The sequence below is a fragment of the Pseudonocardia halophobica genome, assembly GCF_027922425.1.
GTDB lineage: Bacteria > Actinomycetota > Actinomycetes > Mycobacteriales > Pseudonocardiaceae > Pseudonocardia > Pseudonocardia halophobica.
This window is the reverse complement of record NZ_BSFQ01000031.1, coordinates 59873-83496: the sequence shown is the minus strand read 5'-3', so window position 1 is coordinate 83496 and position 23624 is coordinate 59873. Positions and strand designations below refer to the sequence as shown.

Below are 23624 nucleotides of genomic sequence, written 5' to 3'. Positions count from 1 at the left end.
CGCAGGTGGGGAGGTGTCCGTATTGTCCGTCGTGGACAACGCGGTGTACGTCGAGGGCCATCGGGCCGAGGAGCCCGATTCTCTCGACCGGACGGTCGAGACCCTCCGGCGCTGCGGCGACGGCAAGGAGACCTTCTGCTGGATCGGGCTGCTGCGCCCGGGCCCGGACGACATCAAGGCGATCGAGGACGAGTTCGGGCTGCACGAGCTCGCCGTCGAGGACACCCTGCACGGCCACCAGCGTCCCAAGCTGGAGCGCTACGGCCACACCGAGTTCGCCGTGCTCCGCCCGGCCCGCTACGTCGATGAGCAGGAGGAGGTCGAGCTCGGCGAGATCCACCTGTTCCTCGGCCCGGACTTCGTGGTCACGGTGCGACACGCCGAGGAGCCCGACCTTGCCGAGGTGCGGCGACGCCTCGAGCACGACCCGGCGCTGATGGCGCACGGCCCGTTCGCGGTGTTCTACGCCGTGCTCGACAAGGTCGTCGACGACTACGGCCCGGTGCTCGACGGCCTGCAGGACGACGTCGACCAGATCGAGAGCCAGGTCTGGAGCGGCGATCCCGCGGTGTCGCGGCGCATCTACCAGCTCTCCCGCGAGGTCCTCGAGTTCCAGCGCGCGGTCGACCCGCTCGCCGAGATCTTCGAGGAGCTGCGCACCCGCTTCGGCAAGCAGAGCACCACGCCGGACCTCGAGCTGCGCCGGCTCGTGCGCGACGTCCAGGACCACGCCACCCGCGTCCGCGAGCGCACGCAGGGCCTGCGCGACATGCTCGCGAACATCCTCACGGTCAACTCCACGCTCGTCGCCCAGCGGCAGAACGAGGAGATGACCCGGTTGACCGAGGCCGGGTACGTGCAGAACGAGCAGATGAAGAAGGTGTCGTCCTGGGCGGCGATCGCCTTCGCCCCGAGCCTCGTCGCCGGTGTCTACGGGATGAACTTCGCGCACATGCCGGAGCTGGAGTGGCAGTTCGGCTATCCGTTCGCCATCGGGTTGATGGTATTGCTCGGCCTCCTGCTCTACCTGGGCTTCAAGCGCCGCGGCTGGCTCTAGACCGGATGCGATCTTCCCCAGGTCAGGAGCACTTTTTCGCTGCTCCGGGGACGAAACGTCCCGGGTGCTCGCAGCGAGTAGTGGACCAAGCGCGCGGAGGCGGCCACGCGCCCGAGGCGGCACTGGCTGCACACACTCTCGTTCCCGCGCGGCCGGAGGGCGCCGGTCGTGTTGCTGGCTCTGGCGCTGTCCCTCGCGCTGTCTCTTGCCGTGGCCTGCACCGCGCCCACGCCGACGGCCTCGCCACCCGCACCGGCCGCCCCGGCCGCCCCGGCCGCTCAGCCTGCTCGGCCCGTGCCGACGGCGGCCCCGCTCGCGGACGACGATCCGGCGGCCTGCGCGCAGGGTTCCTGCGAGATCCGGGTCGGCGGACCTGCGACGATCCCGCTCCCGGCGGGCACCGGCGTCGCGGAGATCCGGTTCGTGGCGGTCGACGCCGGCACGGTCGAGCTCGTCGCGGTCGTGCCCGATGGGCAGGTGAGCACCCGCTGCTCCGGCGCCTGCACGGGCATGCGCACCACGACCTCCGGCGGCACCTCCTCGGTCCGGCTCACCGCAGGAGCCGGCGCCGAGGTCGCCGTGAACGACCTGGCGCTCGACGTCCGAGAGGCGAGCGCAGCCGCGGCCGTCCTGCGACTGACCGCGGGGTGACCAGATCTCAGCGGTAGCAGTAGCTGTCCGACGAGGCGTCCCCGCCCTGCAGCCGGACCTGGTGCACCCGCAGGCCCCGGAACTCGTCGCCGCGGGGGAAGAAGCGCTGGTCGAGGGTCATCCCGCCGTCCGGCCCGACGTCCGCCTTCGCCATCCACGCGCCCACGCCGTCGGGGTAGAACTGGTCGTCCCACGCGCCGTAGAGGGAGTTCGTGAAGTAGACGCGGCGGCCGTCCCGGCTGACCTCGACCATCTGCGGCCCGCCTGCCAGCGGCAGGTCGGGGGCGGCCGGGTGCGGAACGCGGCCGACGATCCCGCCGAGCCGGACCGAGCCCACCTCGCGCGGGTGGGCCGGGTCGCCGACGTCGTACTGCTTGAGCTCGCCGGTGCCCCAGCAGGAGACGCAGAGGAACCGGTCGTCGACCGAGAGGTCGATGTCGGTGATCAGCGGCGGCACCGCGGAGAACGGCTTCAGGGCGGGCGGCAGCAGGTCGGGATCGGCGGGCTCGGCCGGGACCGTGATCACCTTCTCGACCCGCCACTCGTCGCCGTCGAGGAACCACCGCCAGATCGACCCCGACAGGTCCTCGGTCGAGATCACCACACCCACGAACCCCCAGGTCGCCTCGGGATCGTGGCTGGGCCGCACCTCGAGCGCCATCTGGTGCTGCGCGCCCAGGTCGAGGCGCTGCAGGTGGCGGCCCTCGGCCAGGTCCCAGACGTGGATGGCGTGCCCGTACTCGTTGCCGAGCAGGAGCTCGGGCACCACGCCGTCCTCGATCATCGACGGGTGGCCCCACTCGCTGGAGATCAGGACGTTGCGGTTCAGGTGCCACCAGGCGTCGTAGGCCAGCTCCTGCGGGCCGCGGTCCGTCTCCCACGCCCGGACCACCTCGAACGTCGTGTGGTCGAGCAGTGCGATCCCGCCGGGCCCGTCGTCGTTCCCCTGCGGGCCGCCGATGCAGGTGAGGAACACGCCGTCGGGCCCGCAGTGCATGGTGTGCGGCCGCGAGTACCCGGCCGCCTCGGACAGGTCCTTGGCCGTGACCGTGCGGACCACCCGCGGGGCGCGCGGGTCGGGCACGGTGTCGAGGACGTGGATGTTCGACGACCGCAGGCCCGGGACCAGCAGGAACCGTCGCGCGAGGCCGTTCGTGTCGTGGCCGGCGTGGGCGAGGGCGGACGAGCAGGCGTTCCAGCCGAAGTGGTGCAGCTCGTCGCCGGTGCCGGGCATGTCCGTCCAGCCGACGACCCGGCCGTAGGTCTCGGCGTCCGGGTCGACGTCGACCACGGCCATCGCGTCCGGCCGTTCCGCGGAGCGGTCGAACGCGGCGACGTACGCCAGGCGCTCGGGGGGTGCGGCCGCGGCCTCGGCGGCGGAGCGGTAGAACGTCGGGTCGGTGACCGGCTGCGACATGGGACGACCTCCTCGTTACCCGGAGAAATCGTCCACACTTCGCCGCACCTGGGGGCCCGGTCAAGGGCTCGTCCGGGATCAGCGGACGGCGCGAGGGCGCGGTTGGCAGCGCGGGCAGGAGAAGGAGCTGCGGTTCATGAACGCCTCGCGGCGGATCGGGGTGCCGCAGCGGCGGCACGGCTCGTCCGTGCGGCCGTAGACCGCCAGTGAGCGGTCGAAGTAGCCCGAGGCGCCGTTCACGTTGACGTACAAGGCGTCGAACGACGTGCCGCCCTGGTCGAGGGCCTCCGCCATCACCTCGGAGGCGGCCTCGAGCACTGCGACGCCCTGCTTGCGCGTGAGCTTCTCGGTCGGTCGCGCCCCGTGCAGCCGTGCGCGCCAGAGCGCCTCGTCGGCGTAGATGTTGCCGATCCCGGACACCACCGTCTGGTCGAGCAGCGCCCGCTTGATCTCGGTGCGGCGGCGGCGCATGCCGGCCACCGCGTCGTCGAGCGAGAACAGCGGGTCCATCGGATCCCGCCCGATGTGCGCGACGGGCTGGGGCAGCAGCCCGCCGCCCGCCCCCTCGGTGAGCGGGTGGACCGACAGGCCGCCGAAGGTCCGTTGGTCGACGAACCGCAGCTCGGGGCCCTCGTCGTCGAACCGCAGACGGATCCGGAGGTGCTTCTCGTCCGGCCGGTCCGGGGTGGCGACGAGCATCTGGCCGCTCATGCCCAGGTGGGCGAGGATCGCGTCGTCCCCCGGCCCGGCGCTGTCCAGCTCGAGCCAGAGGTACTTGCCGCGGCGGCGGGCCGCGCTGATCGTGCGGCCCTTCAGCCGCGCGGCGAAGTCCTCCCCGCCGGCGACGTGCCGGCGCACCGCGCGCGGGTGCGCGACGGTGACCTCGGCGATCGTGCGGTCGAGGACGTGGTCGGCGAGACCGCGCCGGACCACCTCGACCTCGGGAAGCTCGGGCACGTCAGCTCCGGGCCGTCAACTCTGGGCCCGGGCCGACTTCTGCGTCTCGTCCGTGATGGTGCGCCAGGCGAGCGCGGCGGCCTTCTGCTCGGCCTCCTTCTTGGTGCGCCCGTCCCCGGAGCCCAGCTCGCGACCCCCGACGACCGCGGTCGCGGTGAAGGTCTTGAGGTGGTCGGGGCCCTCCTCGGCGATCCGGTACTCCGGCACGCCGAGCCCCTCCGAGGCCGTGAGCTCCTGGAGGCTGGTCTTCCAGTCCAGGCCGGCCCCGAGCAGCGGGGCGCCCTGCAGCAGGTCGCCGAAGAGCCGGTGCACCAGCGACCGGGCCGTCTCCAGCCCGTGGTCCAGGTAGACCGCGCCGATCAGGGCCTCGGTGGCGTCGGCCAGGATGCTCGCCTTGTCCCGGCCGCCGGTGAGTTCCTCACCACGGCCGAGGTAGATGTAGGCGCCCAGCCCGTGCTCGGACAACGTCGCCGCCACGCCCGCGAGCGCGTGCATGTTGACCACGCTCGCCCGCAGCTTGGCGAGCTGCCCCTCGGGCAGCTCCGGGTGGTCCCGGTAGAGCCGCTCGGTGACGATGATGCCGAGCACCGAGTCGCCCAGGAACTCCAGCCGCTCGTTGGTCGGCAGGCCACCGTGCTCGTAGGCGTACGAGCGGTGCGTGAGGGCGAGGGTGAGCAACTCGGCGCCGATCTCGACGCCGAGTGCCTCCAGCAGCGGGGTGCGGTCCTCGCGGGGCCCCGTGACGCTCTTGTCGCCCACCGGCAAATCAGGCCGGACGGACGACCTGACGACCGTCGTACTGCCCGCAGACGGGGCAGGCGACGTGCGGCGGCTTCAGCTCGCCACAGGCGCGGTTGTTGCAGGCGACGAGGGTCGGCGCGGTGGCCTTCCACTGCGCCCGACGAGAGCGCGTGTTGGACCGCGACATCCGGCGCTTGGGTACGGCCACGGCAGATCTCCTACGGTTGTGCTCGAGAGGTCTTACGACATCGAAACGTCTTCAATCGGAAGGCAGGCGCTCACGCAGAGCGGCCCACCGGGGATCCAGTGTCTCATGCCGGTGGTCGGGCCCGAGATCGGCCCGTCGTCCGCCGCACTCGGGGCACAGACCTGGGCAGTCGTCCCGGCACAGCGGCGCGAGCGGGAGCTCCAGGACGATCGCGTCCCGCACCGTCTGCTCGAGGTCCACGTGCTCGTCGACGACCCGCGGGATCTCGTCCTCGTCGGTCGTCTCCTCGGTGACGCTGTCCGGGTAGGCGAAGAGCTCCTCGATGCGCACCTCGAGGTCCTCGTCCAGCTCGTCGAGGCACCGGGAGCACTCGCCCGCCAGCTGCGCGGAAGCGGTCCCCGACACGTAGACGCCCTCGCTCACCGACTCCAGGCGCAGGTCCAGCTCGACGGGGCTGCCCGGCGGCACGGCGAGGACACCGACCAGGCCGATCGCCTCGTCGGCACGCTCCGCGCCCGGTCCGGGGACGGACCGGGTGACGGTGCGCATGGTGCCCGGACGACGGCCCATCTCACGGGTGGAGAACACCCAGGGGCTGGTCTCGGGGCGGGGTTCGGGGGCGCGGTTCGTGCTCATGACTCGCGCGAGGATACGCGCAGTCCACGACCCGCCGTCCACACCAGCCGCACCCCACCCCCGCGAGCCGGCAGCTCCGGCAGCGCGAGTCGCGACTTCCGGCAGCGCGAGTCGGCAGTTCCGGCAGCGCGAGTCGGCAGTTCCCGCACCGCGAGTCGGCAGTTCCGGTAGCGCGAGTCGGCACTTTCGGGACACCGGAACGGCGATCCGCGGAGACGGGCGCCGCCCTCCGCTCAGCGGCGCACGTGCGCGGGGAAGGCCTCGGCGACGGCGGCGGCGAGCTCCAGGAAGGCGTCCCGCGTGGCCGGGCGCAGCCGACCCTGGTCGATCCGCCCGCCCGTCGCGAGGTGCGGGTCGTGCGGCACCTCCACCACCACGCGGCAGCGACCGCCGAAGTGCTCGCGCAGCGCCGGGGCGTCGATCTCACGGCCCGCACGCCCGACCAGCACCACGACCGCGTCGCCGACGAGCTCCTCGTGCCCGTGCGCGACGAGCCAGTCGAGGGTCTTGCTGGCCCGGCCGGCCCCGTCGACCGTCGGCGCGCCGACGACGACGAGCGAGTCGGCCACGTCGAGCGTCCCTGCCATCGCCGAGTGGACCATGCCGGTCCCGGAGTCGGTGATCATCACGCTGAAGTAGCGGGCGAGCGCCTCGTCGACCCGCAGGTACTCGTCGCGGGTGAACGCCTCCCCCGCCGCGGGGTCCTGCTCGGAGGCGAGGACCTGCAGCCGCCCGGCGAGGCTCGTGTAGCGCGAGACGGCGGTCCAGGAGTCGACGGCGCCGAGGTCGTCGAGCAGGTCGCGGACGGTCCGGTCGCTGTGCCCGGTCAGCCGGTCGGCGAGCGTGCCGGCGTCGGGGTTGGCGTCGAGCGCGAGGATGCGGTCGCCGCGGTACTCGGCGAGCGCGAGGCCGAGGCACGCGGTCACGGTCGTCTTGCCGACGCCGCCCTTCAGCGAGGTCACCGCGACCCGGTGTGTCCCGGCGAGGTGGCTCCGCACCCGCGCCAGTCGGTCCTGGGCGGCGAGCTGCGCCGCACTGGGGCCGGGGTCGATCCGGCCGAGCGTCGCGGTGTGCAGGATCTTGCGCCAGCCGCGGTCGGGCACCGGGCCGCGCGCCCGGACCAGCGAGTCCGGGTCGAACGACCGCAGGTGCGCCGGTCCGGCGGCGCGCCGCGGCTCCGCGCCGACCGCGGGCAGCCCGGAGGGATCGGTGAACCACGCCCCGGCCTCGCCGCCCTGCCGCTGCGGGTAGGCCATGCGGGGCGGCTCGCGCCCGTCGTCGGCCGCCCTGTCCTCCGCCACCGTCGTCTCCCTCTCGCCGGACCCCGTCGGCTCGCCGTGCAGGCGGTGGCCGTACCGCTCCCACCAGGTCGCCGGATCCGGCTCGTCGTGGCGGGCCATGCGCGCAGAGTAGTCCGTCCGGCACAGCGTGTTGAGACGGTTGACCGGATAGTGATCGACTGGGCGCCGATCCCGCCCGCCATCGACCATGATCGTCGGTCCTTTGCGATGAGGGGCGCTGATACCGCCGCCGATGCACGCGAAGGCCGATCACGAGGCCTGAGGCCGGTCGCCGCAGCCATGATCGTCGACTCGGTGCAGCGATGGCCGTCGACTCCGCCATCAGCGCACGGAACTAGCGATCACGCCTGGCGGCAGCCCGCGCCACCAGCAACCCGACCATGATCGTCGGCTCGGTGCAGCCACGGTCACGGCCGCCGCCATGGGTGCACGCGATCGCCGATCATGACGCCACGAGCAGCGCGTGGGCTGGTCGGCCATGATCGTTGACGTGGTGCAGCAGTGGTCGTTCGGGCTGCCGCCACTGCACGGGACTGGCGATCACCAGCCGCGACCCGCCCACCCCTTCGACATGATCGCTAGTTCGGTGCAGTCGCGGTCCTCGACGCCGCCGTAAATGCACGCGATCGTCGATCACGACGCCGCGAGGAGCGCTCCGACCTCCCGCGCGATCCGATCCGGCTCGTGCAGCACCGTCCACGAGGCGAACCGAACCACCCGCCAGCCTGCGCAGGCGAGGAACGCCTCTCGTTCCAGGTCCCGCCGCGCCTGCTCGGCCTCGCGGTGGTGCGGGCCGTCGTGCTCGACGCCGAGCAGCGCCTCCGGATACGCGAGGTCCAGCCGGTGCGGACCCACCCGGTGCTGCACCCGCGGACGTGGGAGCCCGGCCAGGTGCAGCGCGACGCGGATCCGCGACTCCATGGGCGACTCCGCCCGCGTGTCGACGAGCCGGAGAACCTCCGCCAGGTCTGCGCTGCCGTGTGCGCCGAGGTGCCGTCGCCACAGCGAGCGGATCCGGTCGACCTCGAGCTGCCAGACGTGGGCCACCGCGTCCACACCCGCGACTTGTTCGACGAGGTCCGGAGCCCACCTGGCCACGTCGAAGGCCGTCCGAGCCGGCGTCGTGACCTCCACCCCGGCCCGGTGCGTGGTCTCGTCGCTCCACAGCCTGGTCCGCCGGAGCAGGACACCCGCCGGCGACCTCGTCGTTCCGCCGCGGATGATCAGGTCGACGGGCGCGTCCCGGGGCCCGCACGACGCACCGAGCAGCTCCGCGGCGGCCCAGCCGGCAACGACGGCGCCCTTCCCCGCCCACACCGCGGCCGCCCGGGCACGCACTGCGAGGTCGACGGGCAGGTCTGCGGGCACGTAGACGTCGGGCAGGAGTCTGCGGAAGCGCGGCCCGCGCAGCGCGCCCCGGGTGAGCGAGCCGGTGGCCGTCGCCTCCGAGCCGAGGAAGGGGAGGGAGAGATCCATGCGCGCTCGGACGGCAGCGCGATCGCGCCGGTTCCGCGGCTCTCGAATCCGGCACCGCCCACCGCGCCCGGAAGGGCCTCAAGAGGTCCCTGGCCCCGTGAACTCAGGGCAGCGAAGCTCACCATCAGTGCACTAAACGATGCGATCATGATCGACCGTGATCGGCGATGCCCTGCGCTCAAGCCCCCCGGCCCACCGCGCTGGGAGCGTCTCGGCGTCGGCTCGACTGATCGCCGGTTCCTTGCCCTCGGGGCTGCGCGGCCCACCATCCCTGCACGACAAAGACGATCACGACCGCTCAGCGCACCGCGCGATCAGTGTTGCGGTGCATTCAGGGCAGGCTCGCCCACACACGGTGCACTTCAACAACGATCATGACCGCGCCTTCCGGCGGCCGGCGAAGCCGTGCGCTCAGGGCAGCTGAGTCGGCCGAGCCCGGAGACGTCTCGATACCGGCTCGGAAGATCGCTGATCTGGTGCACTCAGGGCTGCGCGCCCCACCTTCCCTGCACAACGAAGACGATCATGACCGCCAAGTACCCGACCTGATCAGTGTTGCCGTGCGCTCAGGGCAGCCGGGGTCGCCCCCCTGCAGGACCACAACGATCACGGCAACGTCGCCCAATGATTGGTCGAATCGTGCGCTCAAGGCAGCCGAGCCCAGCCTCGCTGCACCTGAACGGCGATCTTGCCCGGCGACGGCCACCCCAAGATCAGCGACGCCGTGCACCCACGGCGCTCCACACAACCCTCGGCGCACACAACCGACGATCACCGCCGACAAGCGCGCCGACCCAGCTCGACGAACGCGCGCGGCGCTCAGTCGATCAGGTCCATCCCCGTCCCCGTGCGCCCGTGCAGGGCGGTGGCGGGGGTGCCGTTGGGCGAGCCACCCTTCCACAGCTGGCTGCGCCCCCGGCTGACGGTGCGCAGCGCTTTGGTGAGGGTGTCCTCGAACTCGGCGAGCTTGGCGTCGACGTAGCCGTCGCACTCGCGGCGCAGCCGGTCGGCCTCGCCGTCGGCGGTGTCGACGATCCGGGCCGCCTCGGTGTGCGCCGCCCGGACGACCTCGGTGCCGGCCACGAGCCGGGCCTGTTCGGCCTGCCCGTCGGCGACGTACCGGTCGTGCGTGGTGCGGCCGGCCTCGGCGAGCCGGTCGGCGTCGTGCCGGGCCCGCTCGGTGAGTTCCTCGTACTCCTGCCGGCCGTCGGCGATCATCGTGTCCGCCTCGTGCCGGGCGTCGGCGAGGGTGCGTTCGGCCTCCTCGCGGGCCTCGGCCACCAGCCGTTCGGCCTCGGCGCGGGCCTCGGCGAGCATCTCCTCGGCCTCGGTCGACGCGGCGGTCCGGGTCTCCTCGGCCTCCCGCTCGGCCTCGCCGACGATCTCGTCGCGCCGGTCGAGGACGTCCTGGGCGTCGTCGAGCTCGCCCGGGACGGCCTCGCGCAGGTCGTCGAGCAGGTCGAGGACGTCGCCGCGCGGCACCACGCAGTTGGCGGTCATGGGGACGCCCCGCGCCTCCTCCACCACCGTCACCAGTGCGTCGAGCGACTCGAAGACCCTGTACACGGCCGCGATCCTCTCACCGGCCCGCCCGGGATCCCCGTATTCGCGACGCCAGGGCGTGTCAAGTTCCGACCGGGTGATCGCCGGCATAGACCGCGCGACACCCGGGTACGGGCGTCAGCTGCGCTCGGCGATCCGGTCGAGGAGCTGGCGGTGCACCGAGGGCGGGAGCAGGTGCGCGACGTCGCCGCCGTAGGTCGCGACCTCCTTGACCAGCGAGCTGGACAGGAAGCTGAACTCGGGGTTGGTCGACATGAACAGCGTGTCGACGCCCGAGAGGCGCTGGTTCATCTGCGCCATCTGCAGCTCGTAGTCGAAGTCGGTGACGGCGCGCAGGCCCTTGACGATGGCCTTGATGTCGTGGGCACGGCAGTAGTCCACGAGCAGGCCGTGGAAGGAGTCCGCGCGGACGTTCGGGAGGTCGGCCGTGGTCTCCTCGAGCATCGCGATGCGCTCCTCGACGGAGAACAGCCCCTGCTTCTTCTTGTTGATCAGCACGGCGACGACGACCTCGTCGAACAGGCCGGCGGCCCGCGAGATGACGTCGAGATGGCCGAGCGTCACGGGGTCGAACGAGCCGGGACAGACCGCGCGCCTCATCGCTGCGCCTCAGCTGGCATGGCCGGACCGTAACAGCCGCCGACGTGGATCACGGTGTCCCCGTAACGACGCTCACGCACGCCTTCGAGCGGTTCCGGCCAGGGGAAACCGGCGGCGCGGGTTCCCCCTGACCGGCCCCGCTCGACGATCACCACGGCGTCGTCGGCCAGCCAGCCGTGTGTGGCGGCCGCGTGCAGCCAGGCGGCGACCTCGTCGTCGGTCACGGCGTAGGGCGGGTCGACCAGCACGAGGTCGAACGGCCGGGGCGCGGGCCCCGCGAGGACCGTCCCTGCCGGGCCGAGCCGGACCTCCCCGCCCAGCCCGACGGTCGCGAGGTTGCGCCGCAGCACCCCCGCCGCCTTCCGGTCGGACTCGACGAACAGGGCGTGCGCGGCCCCGCGGGAGAGGGCCTCGAGCCCGAGGGCCCCGGTGCCCGCGCAGAGGTCGAGCACCGCGGCGCCCTCGAGGCCCGGGTCGTGGTCGAGCGCGGAGAACAGCGCCTCGCGCACCCGGTCCGAGGTGGGGCGGGTGCCCGAACCCGGCACCGCGAGCCGCCGCCCACGGGCGCGCCCCGCGATGATCCTGGTCACCGCGCCCACCTCCGATCGCACGAACGGCACTCTCGTGCAGTCCTAGCGCACGAGAGCGCCGTTCGTGCCGCCGGGTCGGCTACTCGATCTCCAGCAGCAGGTCGCCGCCCTCCACCTGCTGGACCTTGCCGATGGCGAGCCGGGAGACCGTGCCGCCGCGCTGGGCGGAGATGCTGGCCTCCATCTTCATCGCCTCGATGGTGGCGACGGTCTGGCCGGCGGACACCGCGTCGCCCTCGCCCACCTGCAGCGTGACGACGCCGCCGAACGGCGCGGCGACGTGGTGGTCGTTGCCCCGCTCGGCCTTCTCCGCGACCTTGACGTCCGTCTGGATCGACTGGTCGCGCACCGACACCGGCCGCAGCTGCCCGTTGAGCGTGGTCAGCACGGTCCGGTAGCCCCGCTCGTCGGGCTCGGAGATCGCCTCGAGCTCGATGAGCAGCGTCACGCCCTGCTCGAGGGTGACCGTGTGCTCGATGTCCGGCTCGAGGCCGTAGAAGAAGTCCTTCGTCGACAGCACGCTGGTGTCGCCGTAGTGCTCCCGGTGGGCGTCGAACTCCTTGGTCGGGGCGGGGAACAGCAGCCGGTTCAACGTCCGGCGGCGCTCGTCGCGCAACCCGCGCCGGTCCTCGATGCTCAGCTCGGGGTGCTCGGCCTCCGGCGAGCGGCCCTCCAGCGCCCGGGTCCGGAACGGCTCCGGCCAGCCGCCGGGCGGGTCGCCCAGCTCGCCGCGCAGGAACCCGATCACCGAGTCCGGGACGTCGAACTTGCCCGGGTCGGACTCGAAGTCGTCGGCCGTGACCCCCGCGCCGACCAGGTGCAGGGCCAGGTCACCGACGACCTTGGACGACGGCGTGACCTTGACCAGCCGGCCCAGCATCCGGTCCGCGGCGGCGTAGCAGTCCTCGATCAGCTCGAACCGGTCCCCCAGCCCGAGCGCGATCGCCTGCTGGCGCAGGTTGGACAGCTGCCCGCCCGGGATCTCGTGGGTGTACACGCGGCCGGTCGGCGAGGCGAGCCCGGACTCGAACGGCGCGTAGACCTTCCGCACCGCCTCCCAGTACGGCTCCAGGTCCGAGACCGACTGCAGCGACAGCCCCGACGCCCGCTCGGTGTGGTCGGTCGTCGCGACCAGTGCCGACAGCGAGGGCTGGCTGGTGGTGCCGGCCATCGAGGCGACCGCTCCGTCGACGGCGTCGACACCGGCGTCGATCGCCGTGATCAGCGTGGCCAGCTGGCCGCCCGCGGTGTCGTGGGTGTGCAGGTGCACCGGCAGGTCGAACCGGCTACGCAGCGCCTCGACGAGCGTGCGCGCGGCGGGCGGGCGCAGCAGCCCGGCCATGTCCTTGATCGCCAGGACGTGCGCGCCGGCCTCGACGATCTGCTCGGCCAGGCGCAGGTAGTAGTCGAGGGTGTAGAGCTTCTCGCCGGGGTTCGACAGGTCCGCGGTGTAGCAGAGCGCCACCTCCGCGACCGCGGTCCCGGTCTCGCGGACCGCCTCGATGGCCGGGCGCATCTGCGAGATGTCGTTGAGCGCGTCGAAGATCCGGAAGATGTCCATGCCGGTCTTCGCGGCCTCGGCGACGAACGCGTCCGTGACCTCGGTCGGGTACGGCGTGTAGCCGACGGTGTTGCGGCCGCGCAGCAGCATCTGCGTGCAGATGTTCGGCACGGCCTCCTTCAGCGCCGCCAGTCGCTCCCACGGGTCCTCGGCGAGGAACCGCAGCGCGACGTCGTAGGTCGCGCCGCCCCAGCACTCCAGGCTGAGCAGCTCCGGCGCCATCCGCGCGACGTGCGGGGCCACCGCGAGCAGGTCCCGCGTCCGGATCCGGGTGGCCAGCAGGGACTGGTGGGCGTCCCGGAACGTGGTGTCGGTGACCGCCACGGCCTTCTGGTCGCGGAGCCGTTGCGCGAACTTCTCCGGCCCGAGCTCGCGCAGCAGCTGGGCGGACCCGGCGGGCGGCTCGGCGTTCAGGTCGACCGGAGGCAGCTTGTCGACGGGCTCGACGACCTCGGGGCGCGGACCGTTCGGCCGGTTCACCGTGACGTCGGCGAGGTAGGCCAGCATCCGCGAGCCGCGGTCGGCGGACGGGCGCGCCTTGAGCAGCTCCGGCCGGTCCTCGATGAAGCTGGTGGTGATGCGCCCGGCGGCGAAGTCCGGGTCGTCGAGGACCGCGGCGAGGAACGGCAGGTTCGTGGAGACGCCGCGGATCCGGAACTCCGCGATCGCCCGGCGGGCGCGCCGCACGGCGTTGGCGAAGTCGTGGCCGTGGCAGGTCAGCTTGACCAGCATCGAGTCGAAGTGCGCGGAGACCTCGGCGCCGGTGTGCACCGTGCCGCCGTCGAGCCGCACGCCGGGGCCGCCGGGCGAGCGGTAGGCGCTGATCACGCCGGTGTCGGGGCGGAACCCGTTGGCCGGGTCCTCGGTGGTCACGCGGCACTGCAGCGCCGCACCGGAGAGGGTGACCTCGTCCTGGGTCAGGTGCAGCTCCGGCAGCGTCATCCCCGAGGCGATGCGCAGCTGGGCGATCACCAGGTCGCGGTCGGTGACCTGCTCGGTCACCGTGTGCTCGACCTGGATGCGCGGGTTCATCTCGATGAAGACGTGGTTGCCGCGCTCGTCGACGAGGAACTCGACGGTGCCCGCGTTGCGGTAGCCGATGTGCCGGGCGAAGTTCACGGCGTCGGCGCAGATGCGCTCGCGCAGCTCGGGGTCGAGGTTCGGCGCCGGTGCGATCTCGACGACCTTCTGGTGGCGCCGCTGCACCGAGCAGTCCCGCTCGAACAGGTGCACGACGTCGCCCTCGCCGTCGGCCAGGATCTGCACCTCGATGTGGCGGGGGTTCACCACCGCCTGCTCGAGGAACACGGTCCCGTCGCCGAAGGCCGACTCGGCCTCGCGCGAGGCCGCCTCGACGGCGTCGCGCAGGTCGCCCGGCTTCTCCACCCGCCGCATGCCGCGGCCGCCGCCACCGGCGACCGCCTTGACGAAGATCGGGAACCCGACGTCGTCGGCCGCGGCGAGCAGGGTCTCCACGTCGTCCGAGGGTTCCGACGACTTCAGCACCGGCACCCCGGCCTCGCGCGCGGCCGCGACCGCGCGGGACTTGTTGCCGGTCAGGTGCAGGACCTCCGACGGGGGCCCGACGAAGGTGATGCCGGCGTCGTGGCAGGCGGCGGCGAGATCGGGGTTCTCGGACAGGAAGCCGTAGCCGGGGTAGACGGCGTCGGCCCCGGCCTTCTTCGCCGCCTTGATGATCTCCTCGACCGACAGGTAGGCGCGGACGGGGTGGCCGCGCTCGCCGATCAGGTACGACTCGTCGGCCTTCGCCCGGTGCAGCGAGTTGCGGTCCTCGTAGGGAAACACCGCCACCGTCGAGATCCCCAGCTCGAAGGCGGCCCGGAACGCCCGGATCGCGATCTCGCCACGGTTGGCCACCAGCACTTTCGAGAACATCCGGCTCCCTGGTCCGTCGGACGTGACGCGCGTCCGCGCCGCGGTGGCGGCGGGGACGGGGAATCGTGGCACGCGGCCCGAACACCCGTCGACCGCAGAACCACCAGATGGGACAGGGTGCGCGGAGTGCGCAACCGGCCCGTCCGCGGCGGGAGGGCTGAGACGTCGCTGAGACCGGCCGGGGCGGCGAATGCGGCCGACCGGGGCATTCCCCCGCAGGGTCGATGCACGTCACCACCCGTTCGGGTACCAAGGAGGAATGACACGGCGTCCGCATCACCCGGGCGGCTTCGGCGGGCCCGGCGGCTACGGCCGGGGGCACGGTTCCCGCTGGGAGAATCCGGGTGAGCGGACCGCGCGACGCGTGCGCCGGATGGCGTCGGGACCGCCGCACCGGCACCACGGTCCGTACCGCCCCGGGATGGCCGTGCCGTCGCCGTGGATCGCGCTCCCGCTGATCATCCTGCTCGTGGGGCTGGTGGGCAGCGCCGCGGCCGCGACCGCCTTCGCCGCGGTGTCCTTCTCCCCCCTGTTCCTGCTCGCCGTCGTCGCGATCACCGCACACCGGGCCGGGCGGCGCCGTCCGATCCCGCCGCCGCCGGCCGCGGCGCCCCGCCCGCAGGCCCCGCCGGCGCCGCCGTGGGCGCAGGCCCGGGCGCGGTTCGACCTGTTGCGCGAGGAGTACACGGCCTACGAGTGCGACCCGATGGCCGTGCTGCGGCTGCCCGCCCTCGCGGACGTCTCGGTGCCCAGCACCGGGCGGTTCGTCGAGGCGTTCGCCGAGGCCCAGGCGCTCGACACCGACCACCGGCCCGCGGACCGCCACCACGCGGAGATGTTCGTCGCGGCCGTCGACCGGGCGGTGCGGGCGTGGGAGGCCGCGCGCGACGCGGCCGAGCGGATCCGGCACTCCTCGCTGTCGGCCTCGGAGCGCGCGTCGGTGGAGCGGGCGATCAAGCTGCTCACCACCGCACGGGACTCGGACAACGACGCCGAGCGGCTCGCCGCGTACGCGATGGCCCGGTCCGAGCTGGCCCGGCTCGAGAAGGCGGGTGTGGTGCACCTGCCGCGCGCCGCCGTGGCCGCACTGGAGAACGAGGGCCGGGGCCAACTCAGCGCGTAGCCGCGCGAGTCGGCGGTCCGGGGCACCGAGAACTGCCGACTCGCGGTGCAGGAACTCCCGACTCGCGCTGCTGGAACTCCCGACTCGCGCTGCCGGAACTCCCGACTCGCGCTGCCGGAACTCCCGACTCGCGCTGCCGGAACTCCCGACTCGCGCTGCCGGAACTCCCGACTCGCGGTGCACGAACTCGCGACTCGCGGGGGGTCCGGCGGGCTACACCTTGTCGAGGTAGGCGGCGGCCTCCTCGTCCCCCACCGTCTCGGCGACGAGGGCGCGGAGGCCGGGGTGGTTCCCGAGGCCGGGGTCGGAGGCGACGAGCCGGGTCGCGGAGAGCCGCGCCGCGGAGATGACCTTCTCGTGCCGCAGCAGCGACAGCAGCTTGAGCCCCGAGCGCCGCCCGGACTGCGAGGAGCCGAGGATGTCGCCCTCCCGGCGCAGCTCCAGGTCCAGCCGCGCGAGCTCGAACCCGTCCGTGGTGGAGGCGATGGCGTCGAGCCGCTCGCGGGCCGTGGTGCCGCCCGGCATGTCCGTGACCAGCAGGCACACCCCGGGCGCCGAGCCACGACCGACGCGGCCGCGGAGCTGGTGCAGCTGGGAGAGCCCGAACCGGTCCGCATCCATGATGATCATCCCGGTGGCGTTGGGGACGTCGACGCCCACCTCGATCACCGTGGTGGCCATGAGGACGTCGAGCTCGGCGGCGTCGAACGCGCGCATGACCGCGTCCTTCTCGTCCGCCGGCAGCTTGCCGTGCAGGATCCCGATCCGCAGCCCCGCCAGCGGTCCCTCGGCCAGCTTGGGCCCGATGTCGAGCACCGCCAGCGGTGGGCGGCGCTCGCCGTCGTCCCCGTCCGCCCCGGCGTCGTCCGGATCGTCGGCGTCCTCCGGGTCCCGGCCCTTCTTCTTCGACGCCGTGGCGTACTCCCCGCCCACCCGCGGGAACACGACGTAGCACTGGTGGCCCGCCGCGACCTCCTCGCGGATGCGCGCCCAGACCCGCTCCAGCCAGCTCGGCTTCTCCCCGGCCGGCACGACCGTGGTCCTGATCGGTGACCGGCCCTTGGGCAGCTCGGTGAGCGCCGAGACCTCCAGGTCGCCGTACACCGTCATGGCGACGGTCCGCGGGATCGGCGTGGCCGTCATGACCAGCAGGTGCGGGGTGCGCTCGCCGCGGCCCCGCAGTGCGTCCCGCTGCTCGACGCCGAAGCGGTGCTGCTCGTCGACCACCACGAGGCCGAGCTCGGCGAAGCCCACCGTGTCCTCGATGATCGCGTGCGTCCCGACGACGATCCCCGCGGCCCCGGACTGGATGTCCAGCAGCGCCTGCCGCCGCTCCGCCGTGGACATCGAGCCGGTGAGCAGCGTGATCCTCGTGGCCCCGTCCGACGAGCCGAGCTCGCCGCCGTTGCCGAGCGGCCCGAGCATCGCCCGCAGCGACCGCGCGTGCTGGGTGGCCAGCACCTCCGTGGGCGCCAGCATGGCGGCCTGCCGGCCGTTGTCGACGACCTGCAGCATCGCCCGCAGCGCGACGACGGTCTTGCCCGCGCCGACGTCCCCCTGCACGAGCCGGTTCATCGGCAGTGGCCGGCCGAGGTCCTCGGCGATCTCCTCGCCCACCGACTTCTGCCCGGCGGTGAGCGGGAACGGCAGGTTCGCGTCGAACGCCTCGAGCAGCCCGCCCGCCTTGCGCGGCGACGGCGCCGCGGGCCGGTGCATCGCCCGCTCCCGCTGCAGTGACAGTGCGAGCTGGACGCCGAACGCCTCGTCCCACACCAGCCGGCCCTTCGCCGCGTGCCGGTCCGCCTCGGACTGCGGCACGTGGATCTTGCGCAGCGCGGCGCCCAGCGGCATGAGCTCGTGCTCGTGCCGCAGGTCCTCGGGCAGCGGGTCGGTCGGGTCGTCGAGCAGCGCGAGCACCTGGCGGACGCTGCGGGCGATGGCCTGGGACCGGACGCCCTTGGTGGCCGGGTAGATGGAGATGTACGGCCGGTCCTCGGCGTCCTCCTCCAGCTCCTCGAACTCCGGGTGGGTGAGCTGCAGCGTGGTCTGCCGGCCGGTGCGGAAGACCGAGACCGTGCCGGAGAACATCAGCGTGCGCCCGACCTGGATGAAGGACTGCACCTTCTGCGCGTTGAAGAAGGTGCACGACAGGGTGGCGCCCTTGGCGTCCCGGATCGTGCAGTTCATCAGCTTCCCGCGCCGGGTGCGCATCGGACGGGTGGTCGCCGCCTGCACCGTGGCGATCACCGTGACGTACTCGCCCACCGCGAGCCCGGCGATGTCGGTGAGCTTGCCGCGCTCGACGTACCGGCGCGGGTAGTGCCGCACCAGGTCGCCGACGGTGTGCAGCTCGAGCTTGCCGCCCAGCGCGTTCGCCGAGGTCCTGCCGATCACGTCGATCAGCCGGGTGTCCATGTCGATCCTCGGCGTGTCGATCCTCTCGGGAGCCACCACTACTCCACCCCCAGCACCAGCGGGAAGTCCACCTGGCCACCGCGGTAGACCACGACGTCGACCTCCGGGTGGGTGCGGCGCAGGTCCTCGGCCAGGCCGCTGCCCAGCTCCTCGGGGGCGTCCGCCCCCAACAGCGCGGTGACGAGCTCACCACCCGGAGTCAGCATGCGGTGAGCCAACCACAGGGCACCGACAGTCAGGTCGGGGGCGATCAGCACGACCTCGCCCTCGCTCATCCCGAGCACCTCCCCCGGTGCGCACCGGCCGACCCAGGTGAGGGCCTCCGCCTCCGCCACCACGAGCCCGCCGGTCCGGGTGCCGGCGGCGGCCTCGGCCATGGCGACGACGTCGTCGGCGGCGTTGCGGGACAGGTCGTGCACGGCGAGGGCGGCGAGGCCCTGCGGCACGGACGTCGTGGGGACGACGACCACCTCGCGGCCCTCGTCCCGCGCCGCGCCGGCGACCCGGGAGGCCAGGTCGAGCAGGCCGACGTCGCAGGTCATGAGGGCGACGTGCGCGGCGCCGGTGGCCTCGACGGAGTCGGCCAGCTCCCTGCCGGAGACGGTGTGCCCGGGCCGGGTCTCCAGCACGTCCGCCCCGGCCGCGCGGGCGAGCTCGGCCACCCCGGCCCCCGAGGCGATCATCAGCACCGCGCGCGACCGCCGGAAGGTGGGGCGTTCGGGCTCGGGCGGGCGGTCGTCGAAGCGCATGACGGTGACCCGGTGCGGCCGGCCCGCCTCGATCCCGGCCTCGATCGCCGCACCGACGTCCGTGCAGTGGACGTGCACGTTCCAGGTCCCGGACCCGTCGCCGACGACGACCACGGAGTCCCCGAGCGAGGTGAGCCGGGCGCGCAGGGCGGTCACCGCGTCGTCCGTGGTCCGGTCGAGGAGGTACATGACCTCGCTGTCGTACTGCTCCGACCCGGACTCGCGGGCCGCGGTGAGCGCCGCCCGGTCCCGGACGACCACCCGCGAGCGCTCCGGGACCCGGCCCGCGCAGGCCTCGACCAGGGCGTCGAGCACCACGGCGACGCCGAGCCCGCCCGCGTCGACCACCCCGGCCCGGCTCAGCTCGGCGAGCTGGCCGGTGGTGCGCGCGACGGCCGCGTGCGCGGCGTCGGCGACCGCGACCGGGTCCCCGCCGAGCTCGGCGGCCGCCTCGGCCGCGGCGGCGATGACGGTGAGCATGGTGCCCTCGCGCGGCTCGGCGACCGCGGCGGTGGCCAGCTCGGAGGCCCGGCGCAGCGCGCCCGCGAGGTCCTCGCCCGCGCCGAGCGCCTCGGCGAGCCCGCGCAGCAGCTGGGAGAGGATGGTCCCGGAGTTCCCGCGGGCGCCGCGCAGCGCGCCCTTGGCCAGCGCCGCGGCGATCTCCGCGGCGTCGCCGGACCCCTGGTCGACGGCGTCGGCGCCGGCCCGCATGGTGAGGAGCATGTTGGTGCCGGTGTCCGCGTCGGCGACCGGGAAGACGTTGATCCCGTCGAGCTCGCCGCGGTGCCGGTCGAGCCCCGCCACGGCGGCGGCGGCCCAGCGCCGGAGCAGGGCGGCGTCGAGCGTCGGGGGCACGCGTTCACCCTAGCGAGCGGGCGCGTCGGGCGATCGCGGTCCGTCGCGGGCGGGGGGCCGGTGGGAGGGCCGCCGGACGGGCGGTTACCCTGGACGACACGTGCCCGGGGCGACCCGGGCCTCGCATCGTTGTCTGTCTACCCCGAGGAGTGTCCGACGTGGCTGCCGTCTGCGACGTCTGCGGCAAGGGTCCGGGCTTCGGCATGTCCGTCTCGCACTCGCACCGCCGTACCCACCGTCGCTGGAACCCGAACATCCAGACCGTGCGCGCCAAGGTCGACGGTGGCAACCGTCAGCGCCTGAACGTGTGCACCTCCTGCCTCAAGGCGGGCAAGGTCGCGCGCGCCTGACGGCGAGCGACCCGCGAGACACGAACGGGGCGGCCTCCTCCACCGAGGAGGCCGCCCCGTCGTCGTGCGCCCCGGGTGTGGCCGAGGAGACCTCGACCCGGACCGGGTAGGAGGGTTAGCCTCACCTCAGTCGACGTCGACCTGAGGGAGGCCTGCCGGTGGGGCTGCGACTGCCGCTCGGCGAGGTGACGGTGATCCTGGGCCCGGCCGTGGCCCGGCGCCGGCTCATGTACGCGCTGGACGAGGACCGGGCCCGGTGTGCCGACGGGCACGAGACCGGCGCCCTGCGCCTCACGGCCCGCGTGGCGGATCCGCTGGCGGAGCGCATGGCCATGATCGAGCGCGCCGCCGCCTCCGATGCCGCGCTCGTGCTGGTCGACCGCCTCACGGACGGCCTGGACGCCCCGCAGCGGCGGCTGGTGCTGCGCGCGGCCCGGCGGCTCGCCCGGCCGGACCGTGCGGTGCTGGTGGAGGACGCCGACCCGGTGGCGGCGCTGGCGCTGGCGGACGGCGCGCTGCGCACCGACCGGCAGGGCGCCGTCGCGGCGGAGCCGATCGACGCGGTCGACTACCTGGCCTCGTAGGTCAGGCAGTCCGCGACGTCCTGGTCCTTCCCGATTTCGACGGACGGGGCGGTGCACTCGAGGTTCTCGTTGTGCCGGCACTCGGAGCGGTGGCAGGCGCCGACCATGCCGTTGCGGCCGAGCCCGCCGCGGAACGAGATCTCGACGAAGGTGCCGCAGTGCGCGTGGTCGCCGGCGATGGTGATCGCCCCGGCGTGGCAGTCGGAGTCCTGGTTGTAGGAACAGGAACCGACGGAACAGGCCTGCACCTGGGGCATGTCCTGGGTGGTGGTCATGGCGTCGAGCCTGGCGCCGCCCTGCGCGGGCCGCCACCGGATCCAGGCTTGCCTCATCGCGGGTGAGGCCCGCTTCAGAAGCCCGGGCGACGTGCGGCGCGATCCGGGCAAACCTCGCGCACCCCGCGAAGATTGTGATCCAGGACACACGCGCCCGGGTTACGGCAGGCGCCAGTCGACGGGGTCCCCGCCGATCTCCTCGAGCAGGTCGTTGGCCCGGCTGAAGGGCCGCGAGCCGAAGAAACCGCGGTCCGCCGACATCGGGCTCGGGTGGGCCGACTCGATGATCGGGACGTCGACGAGCAGCGGCGCGAGGTTGCGCGCGTCCCGCCCCCACAGGATCGCCACCAGCGGCTCCGCGTCCCGCTCGACCAGCGCGCGGATCGCCTGCTCGGTGACCGCCTCCCAGCCCTTGTCGCGGTGCGAGCCGGGCGAGCCGGGCTCGACCGTGAGGCACCTGTTGAGCAGCAGCACGCCCTGCTTCGTCCACGGCGTGAGGTCGCCCGACGACGGCAGCGGCAGCCCCAGGTCCTCCTGGTACTCCTTGAATATGTTGATCAGGGAGCGCGGCAGCGGGCGGGTGTCGGCGGACACCGAGAAGGACAGCCCGACGGCGTGCCCCGGCGTGGGGTAGGGGTCCTGGCCCACGATCAGCACCCGGACCTCGTCGAACGGCTGCTGGAAGGCCCGCAGGACGTTCGCGCCGGCGGGCAGGTACTTCCGGCCGGCGGCGAGCTCCGCGCGCAGGAACGCCCCCATCTCCGCCACGACGGGCGCGACGGGCTCGAGCGCGTGCGCCCAGCCCTCCTCGACGACCTCGGCCAGCGGTTTGGCGGCCATCAGACGTCCAGCCGGCGCAGCTCGGCGCGGAACCGCTTGCCCCGCTCCACGTACGAGTCCACCGCGTACTGGAACCGGTCCTCCGGCACCTCGTAGCCCTCGCGCACGCGCGCCGGGATGCCGAGCGCCATCCGGCGGGGCGGGATCACGGCGTCGGGCGAGACGACGGCACCCGCGGCGACGATCGCGCCCTCGCCGATCGTCGAGCCGTTGAGCACGACCGAGCCCGACGAGATCAGCACCTTGTCGGCGATGTCGGCGGCCTCGATGTGCACGTTGTGCCCCACGGTGCAGTCGTTGCCGATCAGCGTGGGCTGCCGGGCCGTGGTGTGGATGATCGAGCCGTCCTGGATGCTGGTGCGCTCGCCGACCACGATGTATCCGTCGTCGCCGCGGAGCACGGCGGTCGGCCACACCGACGCCTGCGCCCCCAGCTTCACGTTCCCGATCACGACCGCGTCCGGGTGGACGTAGGCCTCGGGATGGATGTCGGGTTCGACGTCACCGAGCGCGTAGACAGCCACGGTCGGAGCCTACTTTCGCCCGGCGGGCCCGCCCTCCCGGGCCTCGCGCTCCATCCGTTCCGCCAGCTCGTCGACGACGAGGGCGTCCCGGTCGAGGGTGCCCGTCCGGTAGGCCGAGCGGGCCACGATCTGCGAGATCACCGGGGCGGTGACGGCCTGGAACAGGATCACCAGGATCAGCGTGGCGGCGTTCTCGAACTCCAGCCGGATCGCCGTGCCCAGCAGGATCAGCAGCAGACCGAGGGTCTGCGGTTTGGTCGCGGCCTGCAGCCGGGCCGGCAGGTCGGGCAGCCGGACCAACCCGAGCGCGCCGAGCAGGCAGGACAACGCGCCGAGCAGCAGGAACACGGCCGACACGACGTCGGTGATCAAGGCGCCTCCACGGGAACGAGTACGTCGGCGCGGACCACCTGCCCGTTCACCGGTGCCGCTCCCAGCGCTCGACGAGCCGGGCCGCGGTGACCGACCCCACGAACCCGACGAGCGCGACGGCCGCCATCAGCGGGATCGTCGACCCGTCGCGGTAGATGGCGATGTAGACCGCCGAGGCGGCGACGATCAGGACCACGAACACGTCGAGCGCGGCGACCCGGTCCAGCGTGCCCGGCCCGCGCAGCACGCGCGCGACGGTGACCAACGCCGCCGCCGCGAGCATGCCGAGGACCAGCGCGAACACGATGTTCATGCCGCCTCCGCGGGAAGAAGTACGTCGGCGGGGTTCATGCCGCCTCCGCGGGAAGAAGTACGTCGGCGGCGGTCATCGCTTCTCCCCCAGGGTTCGCATCATCCGGTCCTGCAGCCGCTCCATCTGCCGGCGCACGCGCGTGGCGTCGGCCGGCCCGCGCAGGCCCAGCGTGTACACGTACAGGCGGCCGCCCGCCCGGTCGATCTGCAGCACCACGCTTCCCGGGGTCAGTGCCGTCGCGGCGGCGACGAAGGTCGTGATCCGCTCGGACTCCGTCAGCAGCGGCACGGCGACGATCCCCGCCCGCGCGCCCGGGCCGTACCGGAGCGTCTCCCAGGCGACCTGCGCGCCGGAGACCACCAGGTCGGCCAGCAGATGGCCGCCGAGTTGCAGCAGCGCCCACGGCCGGAAGGGCAGCCGCGGCAGCAGCGGCAGGGGGAACAGCGCGGTCACGGCGACCGCCACCAGGACCCCGCCGATCACGATCTTCACCGAGATCGTGCCCCAGAGGAGGACCCAGACGACGGTCAGCCAGAGCACCTGCGGCCAGCGGCGCAGCACGGTCATCGC

24 protein-coding genes are annotated in these 23624 nt (G+C 73.3%); 5 read left to right on the top strand and 19 right to left on the bottom strand.

What is annotated here, in order from left to right:
- Nucleotides 1–13: 13 nt before the first annotated feature.
- On the top strand, nt 14–1057 hold the full coding sequence (locus PKE99_RS27745; RefSeq protein WP_231498240.1) for a magnesium and cobalt transport protein CorA: 1044 nt from the start codon (nt 14–16) through the stop codon (nt 1055–1057).
- 168 nt (nt 1058–1225) lie between these two features.
- A complete protein-coding gene (locus PKE99_RS27740; protein ID WP_156067663.1) occupies nt 1226–1708 on the top strand; it encodes a hypothetical protein in 483 nt (160 codons plus the stop codon).
- A gap of 7 nt (nt 1709–1715) precedes the next feature.
- On the opposite strand, the gene PKE99_RS27735 is transcribed toward PKE99_RS27740, so the two are convergent.
- The 11 genes from PKE99_RS27735 to PKE99_RS27685 all read right to left on the bottom strand — a co-directional run bounded on the left by PKE99_RS27735 (nt 1716) and on the right by PKE99_RS27685 (nt 14654).
- Nucleotides 1716–3125: a selenium-binding protein SBP56-related protein gene (locus PKE99_RS27735; protein ID WP_037046904.1), complete on the bottom strand. Its 1410-nt coding sequence runs from the start codon at nt 3123–3125 to the stop codon at nt 1716–1718.
- Nucleotides 3126–3203: 78 nt separating this feature from the next.
- A complete protein-coding gene (gene mutM, locus PKE99_RS27730; RefSeq protein WP_037046902.1) occupies nt 3204–4082 on the bottom strand; it encodes a bifunctional DNA-formamidopyrimidine glycosylase/DNA-(apurinic or apyrimidinic site) lyase in 879 nt (292 codons plus the stop codon).
- Nucleotides 4083–4097: 15 nt separating this feature from the next.
- On the bottom strand, nt 4098–4841 hold the full coding sequence (gene rnc, locus PKE99_RS27725) for a ribonuclease III (protein WP_037046899.1): 744 nt from the start codon (nt 4839–4841) through the stop codon (nt 4098–4100).
- A gap of 7 nt (nt 4842–4848) precedes the next feature.
- A complete protein-coding gene (gene rpmF / locus PKE99_RS27720; RefSeq protein ID WP_081924191.1) occupies nt 4849–5031 on the bottom strand; it encodes a 50S ribosomal protein L32 in 183 nt (60 codons plus the stop codon).
- Between the two features lie 51 nt (nt 5032–5082).
- Entirely contained in the window at nt 5083–5667 is a 585-nt protein-coding gene (locus tag PKE99_RS27715) for a YceD family protein (RefSeq protein WP_037046897.1), read from the bottom strand.
- Nucleotides 5668–5900: 233 nt separating this feature from the next.
- Complete coding sequence (locus PKE99_RS27710) at nt 5901–7067, bottom strand: MinD/ParA family ATP-binding protein (RefSeq protein ID WP_231498239.1); 1167 nt, start codon at nt 7065–7067, stop codon at nt 5901–5903.
- A 534-nt stretch (nt 7068–7601) separates the two neighbouring features.
- A complete protein-coding gene (locus PKE99_RS27705) occupies nt 7602–8444 on the bottom strand; it encodes an endonuclease domain-containing protein (RefSeq protein WP_037046895.1) in 843 nt (280 codons plus the stop codon).
- Nucleotides 8445–9263: 819 nt separating this feature from the next.
- Entirely contained in the window at nt 9264–10010 is a 747-nt protein-coding gene (locus tag PKE99_RS27700) for a DivIVA domain-containing protein (protein ID WP_037046893.1), read from the bottom strand.
- A 114-nt stretch (nt 10011–10124) separates the two neighbouring features.
- Nucleotides 10125–10607 (bottom strand): pantetheine-phosphate adenylyltransferase, encoded by a 483-nt coding sequence (coaD, locus tag PKE99_RS27695; protein WP_037046891.1) that lies wholly within the window; start codon nt 10605–10607, stop codon nt 10125–10127.
- Nucleotides 10604–11197: a 16S rRNA (guanine(966)-N(2))-methyltransferase RsmD gene (gene rsmD / locus PKE99_RS27690; RefSeq protein WP_037047126.1), complete on the bottom strand. Its 594-nt coding sequence runs from the start codon at nt 11195–11197 to the stop codon at nt 10604–10606. The genes coaD and rsmD overlap by 4 nt, the downstream gene beginning before the upstream one ends.
- Before the next feature lie 79 nt (nt 11198–11276).
- Complete coding sequence (locus PKE99_RS27685; RefSeq protein WP_037046889.1) at nt 11277–14654, bottom strand: pyruvate carboxylase; 3378 nt, start codon at nt 14652–14654, stop codon at nt 11277–11279.
- A gap of 421 nt (nt 14655–15075) precedes the next feature.
- Here PKE99_RS27685 and PKE99_RS27680 point away from each other — a divergent pair, with 421 nt between their 5' ends.
- Complete coding sequence (locus PKE99_RS27680) at nt 15076–15777, top strand: hypothetical protein (RefSeq protein WP_156067662.1); 702 nt, start codon at nt 15076–15078, stop codon at nt 15775–15777.
- A 213-nt stretch (nt 15778–15990) separates the two neighbouring features.
- Here the strand turns inward: PKE99_RS27680 and recG are convergent, their stop codons facing one another.
- Both recG and PKE99_RS27670 read right to left on the bottom strand, forming a co-directional pair.
- Entirely contained in the window at nt 15991–18192 is a 2202-nt protein-coding gene (gene recG / locus PKE99_RS27675) for an ATP-dependent DNA helicase RecG (protein ID WP_037047124.1), read from the bottom strand.
- Between the two features lie 38 nt (nt 18193–18230).
- Nucleotides 18231–19796: a DAK2 domain-containing protein gene (locus tag PKE99_RS27670; protein ID WP_037046885.1), complete on the bottom strand. Its 1566-nt coding sequence runs from the start codon at nt 19794–19796 to the stop codon at nt 18231–18233.
- A gap of 158 nt (nt 19797–19954) precedes the next feature.
- On the opposite strand from PKE99_RS27670, the gene rpmB reads away from it, so the two are divergent.
- Both rpmB and PKE99_RS27660 read left to right on the top strand, forming a co-directional pair.
- Complete coding sequence (rpmB, locus tag PKE99_RS27665) at nt 19955–20146, top strand: 50S ribosomal protein L28 (RefSeq protein WP_037046883.1); 192 nt, start codon at nt 19955–19957, stop codon at nt 20144–20146.
- 158 nt (nt 20147–20304) lie between these two features.
- Nucleotides 20305–20730 (top strand): hypothetical protein, encoded by a 426-nt coding sequence (locus PKE99_RS27660; protein ID WP_037046881.1) that lies wholly within the window; start codon nt 20305–20307, stop codon nt 20728–20730.
- Here PKE99_RS27660 and PKE99_RS27655 read toward each other — a convergent pair.
- From PKE99_RS27655 to PKE99_RS27630, 6 genes are all read right to left on the bottom strand, one after another.
- Entirely contained in the window at nt 20715–21005 is a 291-nt protein-coding gene (locus PKE99_RS27655; RefSeq protein ID WP_037046879.1) for a DUF1540 domain-containing protein, read from the bottom strand. The genes PKE99_RS27660 and PKE99_RS27655 overlap by 16 nt on opposite strands.
- A gap of 159 nt (nt 21006–21164) precedes the next feature.
- Nucleotides 21165–21845 (bottom strand): uracil-DNA glycosylase, encoded by a 681-nt coding sequence (locus PKE99_RS27650; RefSeq protein WP_037046877.1) that lies wholly within the window; start codon nt 21843–21845, stop codon nt 21165–21167.
- Entirely contained in the window at nt 21845–22369 is a 525-nt protein-coding gene (locus PKE99_RS27645) for a gamma carbonic anhydrase family protein (protein ID WP_037046875.1), read from the bottom strand. The genes PKE99_RS27650 and PKE99_RS27645 overlap by 1 nt, the downstream gene beginning before the upstream one ends.
- A 9-nt stretch (nt 22370–22378) precedes the next feature.
- Nucleotides 22379–22741 (bottom strand): monovalent cation/H(+) antiporter subunit G, encoded by a 363-nt coding sequence (mnhG, locus tag PKE99_RS27640; protein WP_037046874.1) that lies wholly within the window; start codon nt 22739–22741, stop codon nt 22379–22381.
- 46 nt (nt 22742–22787) lie between these two features.
- A complete protein-coding gene (locus PKE99_RS27635; protein ID WP_037046872.1) occupies nt 22788–23054 on the bottom strand; it encodes an MrpF/PhaF family protein in 267 nt (88 codons plus the stop codon).
- Nucleotides 23055–23126: 72 nt separating this feature from the next.
- Nucleotides 23127–23621: a Na+/H+ antiporter subunit E gene (locus PKE99_RS27630; RefSeq protein WP_037046869.1), complete on the bottom strand. Its 495-nt coding sequence runs from the start codon at nt 23619–23621 to the stop codon at nt 23127–23129.
- Between the last annotated feature and the right edge of the window lie 3 nt (nt 23622–23624).

What these genes read in the sequence shown, in the direction of transcription:
- recG (WP_037047124.1), bottom strand. Translation starts at nt 18,192, where the DNA reads ATGGACACCCGGCTGATCGACGTGATCGGCAGGACCTCGGCGAACGCG.
- PKE99_RS27685 (WP_037046889.1), bottom strand. Translation starts at nt 14,654, where the DNA reads ATGTTCTCGAAAGTGCTGGTGGCCAACCGTGGCGAGATCGCGATCCGG.
- PKE99_RS27680 (WP_156067662.1), top strand. Translation starts at nt 15,076, where the DNA reads ATGGCCGTGCCGTCGCCGTGGATCGCGCTCCCGCTGATCATCCTGCTC.
- coaD (WP_037046891.1), bottom strand. Translation starts at nt 10,607, where the DNA reads ATGAGGCGCGCGGTCTGTCCCGGCTCGTTCGACCCCGTGACGCTCGGC.
- PKE99_RS27655 (WP_037046879.1), bottom strand. Translation starts at nt 21,005, where the DNA reads ATGACCACCACCCAGGACATGCCCCAGGTGCAGGCCTGTTCCGTCGGT.
- PKE99_RS27650 (WP_037046877.1), bottom strand. Translation starts at nt 21,845, where the DNA reads ATGGCCGCCAAACCGCTGGCCGAGGTCGTCGAGGAGGGCTGGGCGCAC.
- PKE99_RS27705 (WP_037046895.1), bottom strand. Translation starts at nt 8,444, where the DNA reads ATGGATCTCTCCCTCCCCTTCCTCGGCTCGGAGGCGACGGCCACCGGC.
- PKE99_RS27635 (WP_037046872.1), bottom strand. Translation starts at nt 23,054, where the DNA reads ATGAACATCGTGTTCGCGCTGGTCCTCGGCATGCTCGCGGCGGCGGCG.
- PKE99_RS27735 (WP_037046904.1), bottom strand. Translation starts at nt 3,125, where the DNA reads ATGTCGCAGCCGGTCACCGACCCGACGTTCTACCGCTCCGCCGCCGAG.
- PKE99_RS27715 (WP_037046897.1), bottom strand. Translation starts at nt 5,667, where the DNA reads ATGAGCACGAACCGCGCCCCCGAACCCCGCCCCGAGACCAGCCCCTGG.
- PKE99_RS27710 (WP_231498239.1), bottom strand. Translation starts at nt 7,067, where the DNA reads ATGGCCCGCCACGACGAGCCGGATCCGGCGACCTGGTGGGAGCGGTAC.
- PKE99_RS27630 (WP_037046869.1), bottom strand. Translation starts at nt 23,621, where the DNA reads ATGACCGTGCTGCGCCGCTGGCCGCAGGTGCTCTGGCTGACCGTCGTC.